The sequence below is a fragment of the Pseudoclavibacter sp. 8L genome (assembly GCF_902506465.1).
Classification (GTDB): Bacteria; Actinomycetota; Actinomycetes; order Actinomycetales; family Microbacteriaceae; genus Pseudoclavibacter.
The window spans coordinates 1,680,147-1,695,323 of record NZ_LR733186.1; the positions used below are offsets into that span (position 1 = coordinate 1,680,147).

A 15,177-nucleotide genomic window follows, 5' to 3' on the forward strand; every position below is an offset into this window, starting at 1 on the left:
GTCGGGGGAGGGGCGCTCGTGTCGCGCCTCCTCGGCGGGGCCGAACGAGACCCCTCGAAGGCGGCGAGCATCAAGCGGGTCGCGTCCTACTCACTCTGGGGCTCGGTGATCGTGGGGGCCGTGGTCGCCGCCATCGGGCTCGTGTTCCTGTCGCCGCTCGTCTCGCTGCTCGGCGCCGACGCATCGGTGGCCGCGCCCACGGCTGCCTTCGTCGGGGTGCTGCTCGGCTTCGTGCCCGTCCTCGCCGCGGCGGTCTGCCTCGAGCAGCTCGTCCGGGCGGAAGGCGCGGCGAAGCAGGTCATGGTCGCGCTGATACTGTCCGCCGTCGTGAACCTCGCCCTCGACGCGCTGTTCATCCTGGTGCTCAACTGGGGAGTGGCGGGGGCGGCAGTGGCGACGGGCCTCGCGAACCTCGTCGTCGTCGTGTACTTCGTTCTCTGGCTCACGCGCAACAGCGAGCACGTGAGCCTCTCTCCGCGCTGGTTCACCCTCGCAGGCTCAGTGCAGAAGCCGGTCCTCGGCGTCGGCATCGGCACGCTGCTGCAGTCCGCTTTCCTCATCGTCACGGCGCTGGTGCTCAACAACCTCGCCGCGGCCTACGGCGAGGGGCCGCTCGCCGCGATGGGCGTCGCCGTGCGTATCGCTCAGGTGCCCGAGTTCCTCATCATGGGTGTCACGCTCGGCGTGCTGCCGCTGCTGGCCTACTCGTACGGCAAGGGTGACGGCGCACGCTTCGGATCCGCGCTGCGAGCATCCGCCATCACGGTCGGCGCGGTCGCTGCACTCGCGGCCACCCTCGTGCTGTGCTTCCGCGAGCAGGTGTTCGCGCTCTTCGTGGCCGACGCATCCGTGCTCGCGATCGGCGTCGTGGTGCTCGCGGCGCAGCTCATCGCGATGATCGCGAACGGCTTCACCGGCCTCATCACTTCTCTCTTCCAGGCAACCGGCCGCGCCCTGCCCGCGACCATCATGTCGGCCGCTCAAGGGGTGCTGTTCATCCCGGTTGTGATCGCAGGGAGCATCTGGTTCGGCCTGCCCGGCATCATCTGGGCGCTCACCGTCACCGAGGTCGCGGTGCTCGCTGTCGGGATGGGCCTGTGCGTCGTGTTGGCTCCGGCGCTCAAGCGCGGCCTCGCGGAGGGCAGCGCCGAGCGTGCGGAGGAGGCGCTCGAGATGGCTGCGGGCTGATCGGGCCTCGCATCTCGAGCCGTATGCCAGCGAGTTCGAGGCGTCTGGCCCAACCGGGCAGATCTGCGGAGTGCCCTGGCTTGACTCTCCTCCTACGGGAGGCGGCAGGCTTGAGGCATGCTCACCATCGGGGAATTCGCGAACACGACCGGCATCAGCGTGAAGGCGCTGCGCCACTACGACGAGACGAAGGCGCTCGTCCCGTTCGAGGTGGATGCGGTGACCGGGTACCGCAGGTACGCCGAATCCCAGGTGCGCGACGGTGCCCTCCTGCGGGCGCTGCGGGCGGCCGGCGTGCCGCTGCCCGCCGCCGCGAGGGCACTCCGAGACGGCGACGCGGCCGACGTGCTGCTCCGCCACCGCGCGGAGGTGCTGCGGAAGCGTGATGCCGAGGATGCGGCTCTGACCGCTGCGGACACCGTGCTCACCGCCTTCGCGCGCCCGGTTGTCGTCGAGGAGCGCCGACTCGGGTCCACGCCGTTCGTCGCGCGTGTCATCCCGTTGCCCGCTGACCTCGACGCGGCCGGGGGTGATCTCGGGGACGGGGACGGCGGGGACGGTAACGGGGACGGTGCGGTGCCGAGCGATGAGGACGCGAACCGGGAATTCACCGAACTGCATCGGCGCAGTGTCGAGGCTGGGCTCGAGCCGGGGCCCGGGTTCTGGACCTCCTTTCGTGAGGCCCCGGGCAGCACGGCGAGAGCATCCGAGGTGCAGATGCTCCTCTGCTGGCCGGTCGCGCGCCTCCCGGAAGTCGACGACGCGTCGTGGGACGACGGCCGCATCCTCGCGGATGAGCTGCCGCCGCGAACCGATCTCGTGGCCATCTGGCGGTCGCACGGCGCCGATCTGCCGGAGGGCTCCGTGCATCCGGCCGTTGTGGCCCTCTTCGACGCGCTCGCGGAGCGTGGGGTGGCGCTCACGTCGCCGGAGGTGCGCCAGCGTGTCATCGGAGAGGATGCGAATGACGTCGTCGTGGAGGTCGCCGTGACGCTGCCGTGACGCTCGCGTGAGCTGCTGTCCGGACGCGCCCACTAGCATTGCCAGTTCGGAGGTCACCATGGCGAGAGCGTCGCTTGTTCAGTCGGTCAGCGACCGGCTCCTCGATGACATCATCTCGGGCGAGCTGCCCCAGGGGGCGCCGTTGCCGCGTGAGATCGACCTCGCCGAGCGGCTCGGTGTGAACCGCCTCACGCTGCGCGAGGCCCTCAAGACGCTGCAGGCGCAAGGGGTCGTGCAGCCCGTTCCCGGCACTCGCGGTCGTGTGCTTCCCATGGAGGACTGGACCGGCATCGAGCCGCTCCTGCGCGCCGCGACATCGACCGGCGGCAAGGCGCAGGCCTCGGTGCAGCTCGTCCAGCTTCGGCGGATGATCGAGACGGGTGCCTGCGAGCTCGCGGCCCCGCTGCGCACCACCGAAGACCTCGAGAAGCTCGAGGGGTACCTCGAGGAGATGCGCGCGGCGAGCGCCGCGAACGACGTGCACACCTTCGTCACCGCCGACATCGCGTTCCACGATGTCGTGCTGCGGGCGAGCGGCAACCCGTTCCTGCGTGTGCTGCTCGAGCCGCTCGGGAAATTCATGTACGAGCGCCGCTACGAGACCTCGGCGGTGCCGCAGGTGCAGGTGAATGCCATCCGCGAGCATGCGGGGATCCTCGAGGCGCTGCACTCCGGCGACGGCCCAGCCGCGCGCGCGGCGATGGAGTCGCACATGCAGCAGACGGCGGATGACTTGCAGGAGTACGTGCTCACGCCTCGAGCCTGATCGCCGGGCTGTGGGACTGCCGGCAGGAGGACTGGCGACCGCGTGATCGTCGACTGTTTCCTGACGAACCAGCGCCTCGCGACTGCCGCTGAGCACGTGGGCGGGCGGGTGTGATCTCCCGTCGGCAGAGTGTCGCAGGCGTCTTCATCAGGGTCCCCACGGCGGGATATCAGATATCTCCTTGACAAGCCTCCTCGGCGAGCGCAAGATATCTGATATCCGATTACAAGGGAGTTCTCTGATGGATGAAACCCGACTGCTCGAGCAGTACCCCGCCCCAGTGCGCGTCGACGCTGCGGAGGTCGCCGACCGGGTCCGCGAATCCGGAGTGACCCTCATCGTGCTCGACGACGACCCCACCGGGACGCAGTCCGTCGCTGATCTTCCCGTCCTCACCCGCTGGGAGCAGGACGACCTCGTCTGGGCGCTCGAACAGGGCCGCGACGCCGTATACGTCCTCACGAACACGCGCAGCCTCGATGCCGAATCCGCCGCCGCACGCAACCGCGAGATCGTGACGGCAGCGCTCGCGGCGGCGGAGCGCCTCGAGCGCCGAATCGCCTTCGTGAGCCGCGGCGACAGCACACTGCGCGGGCACTTCCCCCTCGAGACCGACGTCATCGCGGCAACGCTCGCCGAGCTCGGCGGCCCGGTGCCGGACGGCGTCCTCATCGTTCCGGCCTTCCCCGACGCGGGCAGGGTCACGATCGGGGGCGTCCACTACTACCGGCAGAGCGGAGAGCTCGTGCCGGTCGCCGAGACGGAGTTCGCGAAGGATGCGACGTTCGGCTTCCGCAGCTCCGCGCTCCCCGAATGGGTCGAGGAGAAGACGAAGGGCCGCTGGGCCGCCGCAGACGTGACCGTGCTCTCGCTCGACATCATCCGTCGCGGCCCCGAAGCGGTCGCAACCGTGCTGCAGGATGCGCGTGACGGTCAGCCGATCGTGGTCGACGTGGTCATCGAGGACGACATCCGCGTCGTCGCCCTCGGGCTCGAGCTCGCGGAGGCCGACGGCAAGCAGTTCCTCTACCGAGTCGGGCCGCCGTTCGTGCGAGCCCGCATCGGGCAGGAGATCGCATCTCCACTCGCTCCGGCGCAGCTGGCGAGCGATCGGGTGACCGGCTCCGCTGCCGGCGGTCTGATCGTCGTCGGCTCGCACGTCGACCTCACGACACGTCAGCTCGCAGCCCTCCGGACCGAGCATCCCCACCTGCCGACCGTCGAGCTGTCCGTCTCGGCGATCATCGACGCGGACGCCCGAGACGCGCACCTCGGCGAGGCGAAGGCTCGCGTCGTCGAAGCGCTCGCGAGCGGCGACGTGATCCTCCACACGAGCCGCGAGCTCGTGAAGACCGACGATGCGGACGCATCCCTCGCCATCTCCAGAGGCGTCTCGTCCGCCGTCTGCGAGGTCGTCGCGCACGCGCTCCGCGTGACGCCGCCGAGCTTCGTCATCGCGAAGGGCGGCATCACCTCGAGCGACGTCGCCACGAACGGCCTCGAGATCCGTCACGCCGTCGTCCGCGGCCCCATGCTGCCCGGCATCGTCTCCCTCTGGCAGGCGGTCGGGGGACCGGCCGACGGCATTCCCTACGTCGTGTTCGCCGGCAACGTCGGCGACGAGGACTCGCTCGCGCGGGTCGTCGAGAAGTTCCACGCGAGCGCCGCCGCCGACGTAGACGCATCCGCATCCGCACCCGCATCCGCATCCAACTGATCAGCAACAGCGCTGACATCTCAACCTGCACCGAGAAACGAGCAACCATGACCTCCTCCACCTACTCCGTCGCCGTCCTCGGGCTCGGCGCGATGGGCCTGCCGATGGCGACCCGCCTCAGCAGCCAGCTCACGGTCAACGGCTTCGACATCGCGCAGCCGCGCCTCGACCTCGCGGCCGGCGCGGGCATCGTGCCGCACGCCTCCGCGGCGAGCGCGGTCGCCGGGGTCGACGCGGTCCTCCTCGCCGTCCGCAACGGCGAGCAGCTGCACGACGTGCTCTTCGGTGAGAACGGTATCGCCGACAAGCTCGACGAGGGCGCAGTCGTGATCCTCACGAGCACCGTCGGAACCGACGGCATCGCCGACGTCGTCGCTCGCCTCGAGCAGCACTCGGTCGAGCTCGTGGATGCGCCCCTCTCCGGCGGCCCCGTCCGCGCGGGCGAGGGCGACCTGCTCATCGTCGTCGGTGCGACGCCGGCAGCGCGAGAGAAGGCGCAGCCCGTGCTCGGCCTCCTCGCATCCACCCTCACCGTGGTCGGAGACCGCCCTGGTGACGGTCAGGCGCTCAAGACCGTCAACCAGCTGCTCTGCGGTGTGCACATCGCGGCCGCAGCGGAAGCGCTTGCACTCGCCGAGCGCCTCGGGCTCGACCCGGCCAAGACCCTCGAGACGCTCGGCGCCGGAGCAGCGGGCTCGTTCATGCTCGCGAACCGTGGCCCTCGCATCCTCGAGGCCTACGACGAGGACGGCGCCGAAGTGCTCAGCCGCCTCGATATCTTCGTGAAGGACATGGGCATCGTCGGCAAGGCGAGCCGTGCCGTCGGACTCCCGACGCCAGTCGCCGCCGCCGCCGAGCAGCTGTACCTCCTGGGACAGGCACAGGGACTCGGCGCGTCCGACGACTCAGCCGTCATCCTCGCCCTCGCCCCGAAGACCACCGACTCGTAAGCAAGAGCCCCCGCTCTCACCCAAACAACGCTTTCGTCAGCGCCCTCGTCGGCGCACTCGTCAAAGGAGACGGACTTGTCTACATTCCTACTGCTCGCGATCGCAGCCGGAGGCATCGGCCTCCTCCTGCTGCTGATCATCAAACTCAAGGTGCACGCCTTCCTGGCGCTGCTCATCGTGAGCGTCCTTCTGGGCCTCGCGACGGGGCTGCCGCTCGTGACGGTGCCCGAGACGGAACTCGAACCGGCACGCATCGGCATCATCGAGTCGATCATCGCCGGAATGGGCGGTGTGCTCGGGTCGGTCGCGATCCTCGTCGCGCTGGGCGCGATGCTCGGGAAGATCATCGAGATCTCCGGCGGTGCCTCCAGCCTCGCCGGGCGCTTCACGAAGCTGCTCGGGCCGAAGCGCGTCGCCGGTGCCCTCACGGCCGCCGCGCTCGTGCTCGCGATCCCCGTGTTCTTCGACGTCGGGTTCATCATCCTCGTGCCGATCATCTACGGCTTCTGTAAGGCGGCAGGCGTCGACCCGGTGAAGTTCGGGCTGCCGATCGGCGGCATCATGCTCGCCGTGCACGTCGCGATGCCCCCGCATCCCGGAATCGTCGGAGGTGCCGGAATCCTCGGCGCCGACCTCGGCTGGGTGACCATGATCGGCCTCCCCATCTGCCTCATGCTCGCCGTCGTCTCGCACTTCTTCTCGAAGTGGCTCAACCGCAAGAACTTCACGATGCTGCCAGCCACGGCCAAGTCGTTCGCCGAGTTCGGCACGGAGAAAGCGACTGCGATTGTCGCCGACGCCGAAGGGGCGTCCGGCTCGGAGGGTGGCGCGTCCGGCGCAACCGGCACCGCCACCAAGGCCCGCACGGTCGCGCCGCCGAGCGCAGGCATGGTCATGACGCTCATCGTCACGCCGCTCATCATGATCGCCCTCGGCACGGTCGGCGCCACGCTGCTTCCGGCCGGCGACCCCATCCGCAACGTGCTCGCGTTCATCGGAGCCCCACTGTTCGCGCTCCTCGTGACGGTGCTGCTCGCGAGCTTCTTCCTCGGTATCCGCCGCGGCTGGAGCGCATCGCAGCTCGGCGATGTCGTCGAAGCGGCGCTGCCCCCAGTTGCGGTCGTCCTCCTCGTCACGGGAGGTGGCGGCGCGTTCGCCCGTGTCCTCACCGAGAGCGGGATCGGTACGGCACTCAGCGAGACGCTGCTCGCCACCGGCATGCCGCTCATGATCATGGCGTACCTCATCTCGCTCGCGCTGCGCGCGGCGCAGGGGTCGGCGACGGTCGCGATCCTCACGACGGCTGGCCTCCTCAGCGCGTCGATCCTCGGCGGCGGGTACTCGACGATCCAGGTCGCGCTGCTCGCCCTCGCGATCGCCTTCGGCGCGCTCGGCCTGTCGCACGTCAACGACTCCGGCTTCTGGGTCGTCACCCGCTACCTGGGCCTCGGCGTCGCGGACGGCCTCCGCACGTGGACCGTCCTCACGACGGTGCTCGGCCTCGTCGGCTTCCTGCTCTGCTTCGTCGTCTGGCTGCTCGTGGGCGTCGCCTAGCTGCGGCTTCCGCAACACCACCGCGATCGCTGCCAGCCGGTGTGCCCTTCACCGAGTTCGTGAAGGGCACATCGGCTGGCAGCGTTTGGCGTCCGCGCTGAGGTCGCGCGACTCAGTAGCCCGAGTTGTTGCCGTGATCGAAGCGGATGCTCGTCGGTGCCGGGCCCGTTCTCTCGGCTCGTCGGCGGCGTTCGTCTGGGGAGAGCTCGGAGTCGCGCGGTGGGCGAGGTGCCGCGCGCAGCATCCACACCAGGAGGAACGTGACCGCCGCGAAGCCCAGGACGATGACGGCAACCACCATTGCGGGGTTCTCGGTCATGGGATGCTCCGCTCACTCAGGCGCTGCACGCGCGTCTTCCGGGGAGTCTCCCACGCCGGCCGGGGAGGCACACTCGCTCACCCTCGTGCTCGGTTGGGCTTGCTGGGCGCGGTGGAGCTCGGCGGGCTCGGTTGAACTCGATTGAATTGCGTGGCCCGTGGTGGTCTGCTCGGTGACCTTCGCCGGCCCCTGGCGTTGCTCGGTGATCCTCGGCGGCCCATTGTGGTGGCCAGGCAGTCATCGACGGCCGGGGTGCAAACGCTGCCAGCCGAGTGCCCCTTTCGTCGGGCGTGTTGCGGGCCACTTGACTGGCAGCGTTTGCCTGCGCGGACGCGGCAGCTGACTCTCCTCAGCGGCGTCCGGCGGGCAACGGGCAGTCGGCGATCAACGGCTGCGACCGGCTGCGACCGGTTGCGGCCGGCTGTGGCCAGCTGCGACCGACTGCGTTCGAGGAGCCAGGCCTCCGGCGCCGTCTTGGCCTTCGGCGCCATCATGGGGTGCTTGCTGGCCCGCGCTACGGCGCCCGCGGGCCTTTCTGCACGGGGATGATGCCCGTGCGCGCCGGCGGGTTCGGGAAGAACCAGAGGATCGCGCCGGAGAGGATCCAGATGATGGCCATTCCGGCGATCAGCCAGCCGGCGTCGAAGCCCGCGATGAGCCCGGCGATGGCCGCGCCGACGGCGGCCGCCGTGACCCGCAGGCCGGCGCCGATCGTGAAGACCTGCGAGCGCACGTTCGGCTTGCTCTCCTTGTCGCGGAGCAGCATCATGGCGGCGTTCGCCGGTGCCGCGAAGAGGCCCGAGATGAGGACGGCTGCGAACGCGAACCCGATCGGCAACGCCGGCACCGCGATGAGGAGGAAGACGCCGGTGGCGACGAAGCCCATCCCCATCACCCAGACCGGGCCCCTGGTGGTCCAGGTCCTCACCGCCATGAAGAGGGCGCCCGCGAGGCCGCCGATCGCGTAGGCCGTGACGAGCCAGGCGGCGGACGCCTCGGAGCCGGTCCGCTCCAGGGAGATGGCGATGGCGGCGATGCCGAGCGCGCCACCGGCGACCTGGCTGACGGTGCCGGCGATCGTGACGATCGCGATCGGCTTGTGCTTGACGAGGTACGTCATGCCGCGAGCGATCGTCCGCCCGAGGCCTTCCACCGGGCCGTTCTTCGCGTGCATCCGGATGCCGAACCCGGCAACCGCCCCGACGAAGGCGAGGCTCGCGAGGAGCACCATCGCGAGTCGTGCTGAGCCTGCCAGCGGGATCGCGAGCGCCGCGAGGGCCGGACCGCCCACCGAGGCGATCGTGTAGGAGAGCGCGTCCTGCGCGTAGGCCTTCCTGGCCGGTTCGATGTTGTCGGTCGCGAAACTCGAGAGGCCGCCCATGTAGGCGGGGGTCACGAAGCCGGCGACCGCGAGGATGACGGCGATGACGCCGATCGGCAGTGTGCCCAGCTGCGAGGCGAAGAGGTAGGCGGCCGCCGTGATCGTCCCCCCGATGATGAGGAGCAGCTTCGGGCGGCGCATCCGGTCGAGGAGGGCGCCCACGAGCGGTGCCGCGATGACGCTCGGGAAGAGGGCGACGGCGACGAGGAGGCCGCCGACGGCGACGTCCCCGAGCTGCTCGACGGCAAGCAGGGGAAGGGCGACGACTGCTCCGGCGTTCGCCAGCCGGAGGGGGATCGAGGTCGACTGGTACCGCCAGATGCCGCTCATCGGTGACCCGAACTCCTCACTGCAACGCCGTCGAAAGACGCGGCAGAGCATGCCGCGGAGGCAAGCCTACGTCGCACTCGAGGCACCCGTCTGCGGCCGGAATCGAGTCTCGCGGGAGGTCGACACTCGTTGTTATCGGCGGTTCGCGGGGCGTCGGAGCCCAGCGCGCGCCGGGTCAGCTGGTGCCGGATTCCCGACGTTCAGTCGCCGAGCTTCTGATCGAAGTCCTTCGGTGCAAGCGAGAGGTTCTTCGCTTCATCGCGGCTGCGCTGCTCCGCCTCGCGGCGGGATTTCCGCGAGTTCAGGAGGTAGTGGATGCTCGTGGGCACCACGGTCGCGAGCACCGCGACGATCAGGATCACGTCGATGTACTGGCGGATGAAGTCGCCGAGCACCGGCACGTAGCCGAGGAGGTAGCCGGCGAAGGTGAGGCCGGCGCCCCAGATGAGCGCGCCGATGAGGTTGTAGATCGTGTACTTGCGGTAGTCCATCTTGCCGACGCCAGCGGCCACCGGAGCGAAGGTGCGCACGACGGGAACGAAGCGGGCGATGATGACAGCGAGGCCGCCGAAGCGCTCGAAGAACGCGTTGGTCCGCTCGACGTTCTTCACGCTGAAGAGGCCGCTCTCCTTGCGCTCGAAGATCCGGGGCCCTGCTTTTCGGCCTATCAGGTAGCCGACCTCGCCGCCGAGGAATGCGGCGAATCCGATGGCGAGGCACACCCACCAGATGTCGAAGCCGATGCCGGGGTAGAAGGCGAGCAGGCCCGTGATGAGCAGCAGCGTGTCGCCGGGCAGCAGGAAGCCGACGAGGAGGCCGGTCTCCGAGAACACGATGAGGCACACGACGAGAAGCGCCCAGGGGCCCGCACCGTGAATGATCGTTTCAGGGTCGAGCCAGGGGAAGAGTGTGGGAGCCACGGAAGGATGCGTCCAGTCGCTGAGATGCAGGGTCGGTAAGTGAAGCACAGGTGATCGAAAGAGTATCCCGCGCGCGCCCTGGGAGGAACACAGCTTGGAGGGGGCGCCCGCCGGGTGCTCTCGCTCGTCGAATGTCTGTGGCGAGATGTAGCGTCGGATGCGTGCTGACAGGCGAGCAGGCTCGTCTGCGCGGTTCGCGGTGCTGCGACCCGGTTACTGTTCTGTGACGTGGGATTTACCCACAGGGGTCGAATATAGGTTCGATGAACTGTAGGCTGGGTCTGGCTTCGGGGGAAGCCAGCTCGGCACGTCAATCCAAAGGCAGAAGTGCTTTGGGAGAGAGGCTGCCGGGGCGATGAGGGGGGAATCGATGGGCGACGACGAGTACGCATTGGGTGGAGTATCTGGGTCTGGGTCTGGGTCTGGGTCTGGGTCTGGGTCTGTGCCTGTATCTGGGTCCGGGGCGGGCGCTGGGTCAGGCGCTGGGGTCCTGTCGGGTTTCCCGGCGAGCGTTGCAGCTGCCGAGCGAGAGTCCGGCGTCGCCGCCACGGCTGTCGTCACGGCGCTGATCGATGGGCGACGGTCCGTCTCGTCGGTGCTCGACGCCGAGTTCTTCGCCGCCTTCGAAGAGCTGGCCGCTCGCAAGCGGATGCTCGACGCGACGATCTTGGAGATGTCGGCCGAGCTGCTCGGGCGAGACGAGATCACACCCGTGGCCTTCTCCGGTTCTCTGGTGCGTCGGGGTGGGTACCGGTCCGTGCACGAGGCCGTGCGGCAGACCTTCGGCCTTCGCCGGGCCGAGGCGGCCAAGCTGCGCGAGGTCGCCGAGGCGACGCGCGAGCGCATCAGCATGACGGGCGAGACGCTTCGGCCCGCACGGAGCCAGGTCGCGGTCGCTGTCGCGGAAGGGAGGGTGACGCTCTCCCAGGCGTCGGCGATCGTCGCAGGGCTGCGCGAAGCGGACGGCAGCGTCGACATCGCCGACCTCGATCGCGCAGAGTACGAACTCGTCCAGGCAGCCTGCGGGCTCACCCAGGAGGACGACGAGCCGGCATCGCCGGAGCGTCTGGCCAAGCAGGCCGCCGTGTGGGTGGCCTTCCTCGACCCGGACGGTGCGGAGCCCAACGCGGAACGTCAAGCCGCGAAGCGAGGGCTCTCCTTCACCCGTCGCGCTGATGGCATGGTGCAGGCCAGGCTCCTGGCGACCCCGGAACAGGGCGAGACCATCATGCGTGTCCTCGACGCGTATCTCTCGCCGCGGCGAGAGCAGACGTGTGAAGCAGACGACGAGCCCCGCGGCAGCCTCGCTCCGCAGGAAGAACCACAGATCCGGGACGAGCGCAGCTTCTCTCAGCGGCGCATCGATGCACTCGTCTCGGTCTTTGCTCAGCACGCCGAGTCCCCGGGCGCACCCCGGACCGGCGGAGAAGCGCCCACCCTGGTCGTGACCGTCACGCGGGCCGGGCTGGTGGGAGCCGCCGAGACGCCGGCGGACATCTCCCGCCTCGAGCACAGCGGTGAGCCTGTCCCGGTCGAGGCAGCACGGCGCATCCTCTGCGACGGCATCATCCGGGTTGCCCTCGTCGACGACGACGGCGAAGTCCTCAAGCTCGGCCGCAAGCGAAGACTCTTCAGTCCGGCTCAGCGAAGAGCGGTCTTCGCCCGAGACGGCGGGTGCAGGGCACCCGCGTGCGAGCTCCCCTTCGACACCGTTGAGATCCACCACGTCACACCGTGGTCGAGCGGCGGACGCACCGACACGACGAACGGCATCGCGCTCTGCACCTTCCACCATCACGAAGTGCACCTGGGGCGACTCACCGTCTCGCCCGCGCAGAGCCGGGCGTGGAAGGTCGAACCGGCAACCGGCCCCAGGGTGGCTCGCGCGCGTATCCGCGAGACTCCGCGCGCGGTCCAGTTCCAGGCGGCACCCAGCAGCGCCGAGGAGGCGCTTGGAAAGATGAGCGCATGACAGCACTTCGCCCTCAGCAGTTTCCGACCATCGAGGTGATCAGGGGGCGCTGGGCGCTCGTGGCAGCCATCGAGACCGCGATCCTCGGCGAGGGTCGCGACAACTCCCACGCCGACGAGCACGGCTGGTTCTACTCAGACGGTGGCGGCAGCTGGGCTCGGCTCACCCCGCTCCCCGACGGCCGGGCCGTCCTCGCCGGCATCGACCGCGACCACTCCGAGACGCACAAGCGGGGCCTCGACCTCATCACGGGCATGCCCGACTGGGGAGTGGCGCACGTCGAAGCCGCCGTCAGCTCGGAATCGGGACGCCACTGGGAGACTGGCGGGGACCAGCCCTGGCTCGGATTCGTCTACTGGCGCGAGAACGCCGGGGAAGCCTGGCGCACCGTCGACCACGGCCTCGCCGACGGACTCGACAAGCACCTGCTCCCCGTGCTCAGCGAGGAGCAGATGCTCGCCGCCGCCGCCGACTGGTTCGAGGGTGCCGTCATGGACCTCGATGACCCGGAGTCAGCCCCCGAGCAGGTCGACGCGGAAGCCGTCCGGCGAGGCGCCGAGCTGGGCCCGGACCTCACCGCCCAGGCGCTCACTGCGGTCCTCCCTTTCGAGGGGATGCATATCGAAGCAGCCGTCCGCGCGGCCCGCGCGTTCTCGGCGGCTCCCCGCTAGTCGCGGCTCCTCGGGCTGTTCGAGTCGAGCCTCGTCGGCTCCGCGCTCGTGGCGGCACCGCCGACCGCCTCGTGGCGATCCCGAGCCGCAGCGTCGAGCTCCTCCGCCTCTTCCCCGCCGACCGCCTCGCCACGGGCCACGAGCCCGGCAACATCAGAGAGGGGGATCTGCTTCAGGAAGAGCGATAGCAGGAACGCGAGCGCTATGAATGGCACCAGGTACCAGAACACGGGGGCCAGAGCATCGGCGTAGGCCGTGACGATCCCATCCCGAACCTCGTCCGGCAGCTGCGAGAGCGTCTGCGGGTCGATAGTCGAGGTCGCCGTCGCCGCATCAGCCGGGCTGGCGCCGCTCGCCGTGAACACCGACGTGAGGTTCTCCGTCAGGCGCGTTGTGAAGATCGCACCGAACACCGCAGTGCCGAGTGCCGCCCCAACCTCACGGAAGTAGTTGTTCGTGCTCGTCGCCGTGCCGATCTCAGCGGCGGGCACCGCGTTCTGAACGACCAGGACAACAACCTGCATGATGAGGCCGAGCCCCGCCCCGAAGAAGAACAGGAACACGCAGATGAGCCAGATGGGCGTATCCGCCGTCAAGGTGGTCATCGCCACCATCGCGAGGCCGGTCAGCACCGTGCCCACGATCGGGTAGATGCGGTACCGCCCGGTCTTCGAGATGAGGATTCCCGAAGCGATGGACGTGCCCATGAGGCCCGCCATCATCGGCAGCATGAGCAGCCCCGAGGCAGCGGCCGACGTGCCAGACGACATCTGCAGGAACGTCGGGACGAAGCCGATCGCCGCGAACATGCCGATGCCCAGCGTCAGGCCGATAGCCGTCGCGTTCACGAAGATCGGGTTCTTGAAGAGGCCCAGCGGGATGATCGGATCCTCAGCGCGCGACTCGACGAAGACGAACATCGCCGCCGCCACGAGGAGGCCGAGGCCCCACGCCCACGTGACCATCGACGCCCAGCCGTGTTGAGCATCCGCACCGAAGTCGGTGAAGAAGATGAGGCAGGTCGTCGCAGCCGACAAGAAGATCACACCGAGATAGTCGATGCGCTTCGTCGCCTTCTTGCTCGGCAGCTTCAACGCCACCACGGCGATGACGAATGCCGCGATGCCGACCGGGATGTTGATGTAGAACGCCCACTGCCACGTCAGGTGGTCGACGAAATAGCCACCCAGTAGTGGGCCGCCGACCGCCGAAAGGCCGAAGACAGCGCCGAGCGGGCCAAGGTACTTGCCGCGCTCGCTGGCCGGCACGATGTCGGCGATGATCGCCTGCGACAGGATGATGAGCCCGCCACCGCCGAGACCCTGGATGGCGCGGAACACCACGAACGCCCAGAAGCTGTCCGCGAAGGCGCAGCCCACCGACGCGAGCGTGAAGATCGCGATCGCGATGAGGAAGAGGTTCCGTCGCCCGAGCACATCACCGAACTTGCCGTAGATCGGCATGACGATGGTCGTCGCGAGGAGGTAGGCGGTCGTGATCCACACCTGGTGGTCGACTCCGCCGAGCTCGCCCACGATCGTCGGCATAGCCGTCGAGACGATCGTCTGGTCGAGGCTCGAGAGAAGCATGCCGGCGATGAGGGCGCCGAAGATGGTCCAGATCCTGCGCTTCGTAAGCAGGAACTGCGGCGCTGCTGGCGCCGGTGCACTGGTGGTCATGCGTGAGTCCGTTCGAGGAGTGCGGTGCGGAAGGAGAGGGAGGGAGGGAGAGGAGGGGGAGGAGAGGAAGAGGAGAAGAGGTCTGACAGGAAGAGGGGGCGGCGCCGCCCTCAGTGCTGCAGCACGGCGCGCATGGCGGCGACTCGTCGGAAGACGACCGTCTCCATGTCGTCGGTGTTGTCCGTCGTGAAGAACTCGAAGGCGCTCGCCCGCATGATGGACATGAGGAGCTGCACGGCGGCGGCGGCGCGAAGGTCCCCGGCTGGGAGCCCTTCTCGACGCTCGACGAGGGTGACGTCCCGCTTCTCGTCGCTCGACATGTGCTCGAGCACCCGCTTGAAGAGCTTCGGCTCCTGGTCGATGACGGCCATGACTTCGCGGATGTCTCCCGAGTTCGGCTCCGGGTCGGACTCGCGCCACCGCTCGAGTGCGAGGTGTGTCAGCGCTTCGAGGAGGTCCGGGCTCAGCTGCTCGCTTTCCGGGGCGCCCCCCGCCACGAAACGCTCGTCGAGGTGGGTCGTGTCTCGTCGGGCCGAGATGCCGAGAACAGCGTCTTCCTTCGATGCGAAGTAGTTGAAGAACGTCCTTCGGGAGACGCCGACCTGCTCGCAGAGCTCCTCGATCGTGAAGCCGGGAAGGCCGACGTCGAGGGCGCGGCGTCGGGCCATCGACGAGATGTCGCGGCTTGTCTGCGCCATCTTGCGAGCCCGCAGGTTCATTGCACTATC

Annotated in this window: 13 protein-coding genes; 8 read left to right on the plus strand and 5 right to left on the minus strand. The window is 69.0% G+C overall.

Features of this window, described 5'->3' with window-relative positions; translation table 11 throughout:
* The 6 genes from GV007_RS14635 to GV007_RS14660 form a co-directional block, all read left to right on the plus strand.
* A partial coding sequence (locus tag GV007_RS14635) for an MATE family efflux transporter (RefSeq protein ID WP_160073682.1) occupies window positions 1-1,188 on the plus strand: 1,188 nt, incomplete at its 5' end.
* Window positions 1,189-1,305: 117 nt separating this feature from the next.
* Window positions 1,306-2,190, plus strand: coding sequence for a MerR family transcriptional regulator (locus GV007_RS14640; RefSeq protein ID WP_160073684.1), 885 nt, complete (start codon window positions 1,306-1,308; stop codon window positions 2,188-2,190).
* Between the two features lie 58 nt (window positions 2,191-2,248).
* The gene (locus tag GV007_RS14645; RefSeq protein WP_160073686.1) at window positions 2,249-2,956 is read left to right on the plus strand and encodes a FadR/GntR family transcriptional regulator; all 708 of its coding nucleotides are present in this window, start codon (window positions 2,249-2,251) and stop codon (window positions 2,954-2,956) included.
* Window positions 2,957-3,194: 238 nt separating this feature from the next.
* Window positions 3,195-4,673 (plus strand): four-carbon acid sugar kinase family protein, encoded by a 1,479-nt coding sequence (locus GV007_RS14650; RefSeq protein WP_442960388.1) that lies wholly within the window; start codon window positions 3,195-3,197, stop codon window positions 4,671-4,673.
* 47 nt (window positions 4,674-4,720) lie between these two features.
* Window positions 4,721-5,623: an NAD(P)-dependent oxidoreductase gene (locus GV007_RS14655; protein ID WP_160073690.1), complete on the plus strand. Its 903-nt coding sequence runs from the start codon at window positions 4,721-4,723 to the stop codon at window positions 5,621-5,623.
* A gap of 75 nt (window positions 5,624-5,698) precedes the next feature.
* Window positions 5,699-7,177 (plus strand): GntP family transporter, encoded by a 1,479-nt coding sequence (locus GV007_RS14660; RefSeq protein WP_160073692.1) that lies wholly within the window; start codon window positions 5,699-5,701, stop codon window positions 7,175-7,177.
* A gap of 112 nt (window positions 7,178-7,289) precedes the next feature.
* On the opposite strand, the gene GV007_RS14665 is transcribed toward GV007_RS14660, so the two are convergent.
* The 3 genes from GV007_RS14665 to GV007_RS14675 all read right to left on the minus strand — a co-directional run bounded on the left by GV007_RS14665 (window position 7,290) and on the right by GV007_RS14675 (window position 10,127).
* Window positions 7,290-7,496, minus strand: coding sequence for a hypothetical protein (locus tag GV007_RS14665; protein ID WP_160073694.1), 207 nt, complete (start codon window positions 7,494-7,496; stop codon window positions 7,290-7,292).
* Between the two features lie 514 nt (window positions 7,497-8,010).
* Entirely contained in the window at window positions 8,011-9,207 is a 1,197-nt protein-coding gene (locus GV007_RS14670) for an MFS transporter (protein ID WP_160073696.1), read from the minus strand.
* Window positions 9,208-9,407: 200 nt separating this feature from the next.
* Window positions 9,408-10,127 carry a DedA family protein gene (locus GV007_RS14675; RefSeq protein ID WP_160073698.1) on the minus strand — a complete coding sequence of 240 codons (720 nt, stop codon included), beginning with the start codon at window positions 10,125-10,127 and terminating at the stop codon, window positions 9,408-9,410.
* 442 nt (window positions 10,128-10,569) lie between these two features.
* Here GV007_RS14675 and GV007_RS14680 point away from each other — a divergent pair, with 442 nt between their 5' ends.
* Both GV007_RS14680 and GV007_RS14685 read left to right on the plus strand, forming a co-directional pair.
* Complete coding sequence (locus GV007_RS14680; protein WP_160073700.1) at window positions 10,570-12,099, plus strand: HNH endonuclease signature motif containing protein; 1,530 nt, start codon at window positions 10,570-10,572, stop codon at window positions 12,097-12,099.
* Window positions 12,096-12,770, plus strand: coding sequence for a hypothetical protein (locus GV007_RS14685; RefSeq protein ID WP_160073702.1), 675 nt, complete (start codon window positions 12,096-12,098; stop codon window positions 12,768-12,770). Before GV007_RS14680 ends, GV007_RS14685 begins: the two co-directional genes overlap by 4 nt.
* Here GV007_RS14685 and GV007_RS14690 read toward each other — a convergent pair.
* Entirely contained in the window at window positions 12,767-14,449 is a 1,683-nt protein-coding gene (locus GV007_RS14690) for an MDR family MFS transporter (protein ID WP_160073704.1), read from the minus strand. The genes GV007_RS14685 and GV007_RS14690 overlap by 4 nt on opposite strands.
* Window positions 14,450-14,559: 110 nt before the next feature.
* On the minus strand, window positions 14,560-15,168 hold the full coding sequence (locus tag GV007_RS14695; protein ID WP_236558518.1) for a TetR/AcrR family transcriptional regulator: 609 nt from the start codon (window positions 15,166-15,168) through the stop codon (window positions 14,560-14,562).
* Window positions 15,169-15,177 lie beyond the last annotated feature (9 nt).

Bases quoted from the DNA above. Each gene is read 5' to 3' on its own strand.
- GV007_RS14640 (WP_160073684.1), top strand. From the start codon at position 1,306: ATGCTCACCATCGGGGAATTCGCGAACACGACCGGCATCAGCGTGAAG.
- GV007_RS14645 (WP_160073686.1), top strand. From the start codon at position 2,249: ATGGCGAGAGCGTCGCTTGTTCAGTCGGTCAGCGACCGGCTCCTCGAT.
- GV007_RS14655 (WP_160073690.1), top strand. From the start codon at position 4,721: ATGACCTCCTCCACCTACTCCGTCGCCGTCCTCGGGCTCGGCGCGATG.
- GV007_RS14665 (WP_160073694.1), bottom strand. From the start codon at position 7,496: ATGACCGAGAACCCCGCAATGGTGGTTGCCGTCATCGTCCTGGGCTTC.
- GV007_RS14670 (WP_160073696.1), bottom strand. From the start codon at position 9,207: ATGAGCGGCATCTGGCGGTACCAGTCGACCTCGATCCCCCTCCGGCTG.
- GV007_RS14685 (WP_160073702.1), top strand. From the start codon at position 12,096: ATGACAGCACTTCGCCCTCAGCAGTTTCCGACCATCGAGGTGATCAGG.
- GV007_RS14690 (WP_160073704.1), bottom strand. From the start codon at position 14,449: ATGACCACCAGTGCACCGGCGCCAGCAGCGCCGCAGTTCCTGCTTACG.
- GV007_RS14695 (WP_236558518.1), bottom strand. From the start codon at position 15,168: ATGAACCTGCGGGCTCGCAAGATGGCGCAGACAAGCCGCGACATCTCG.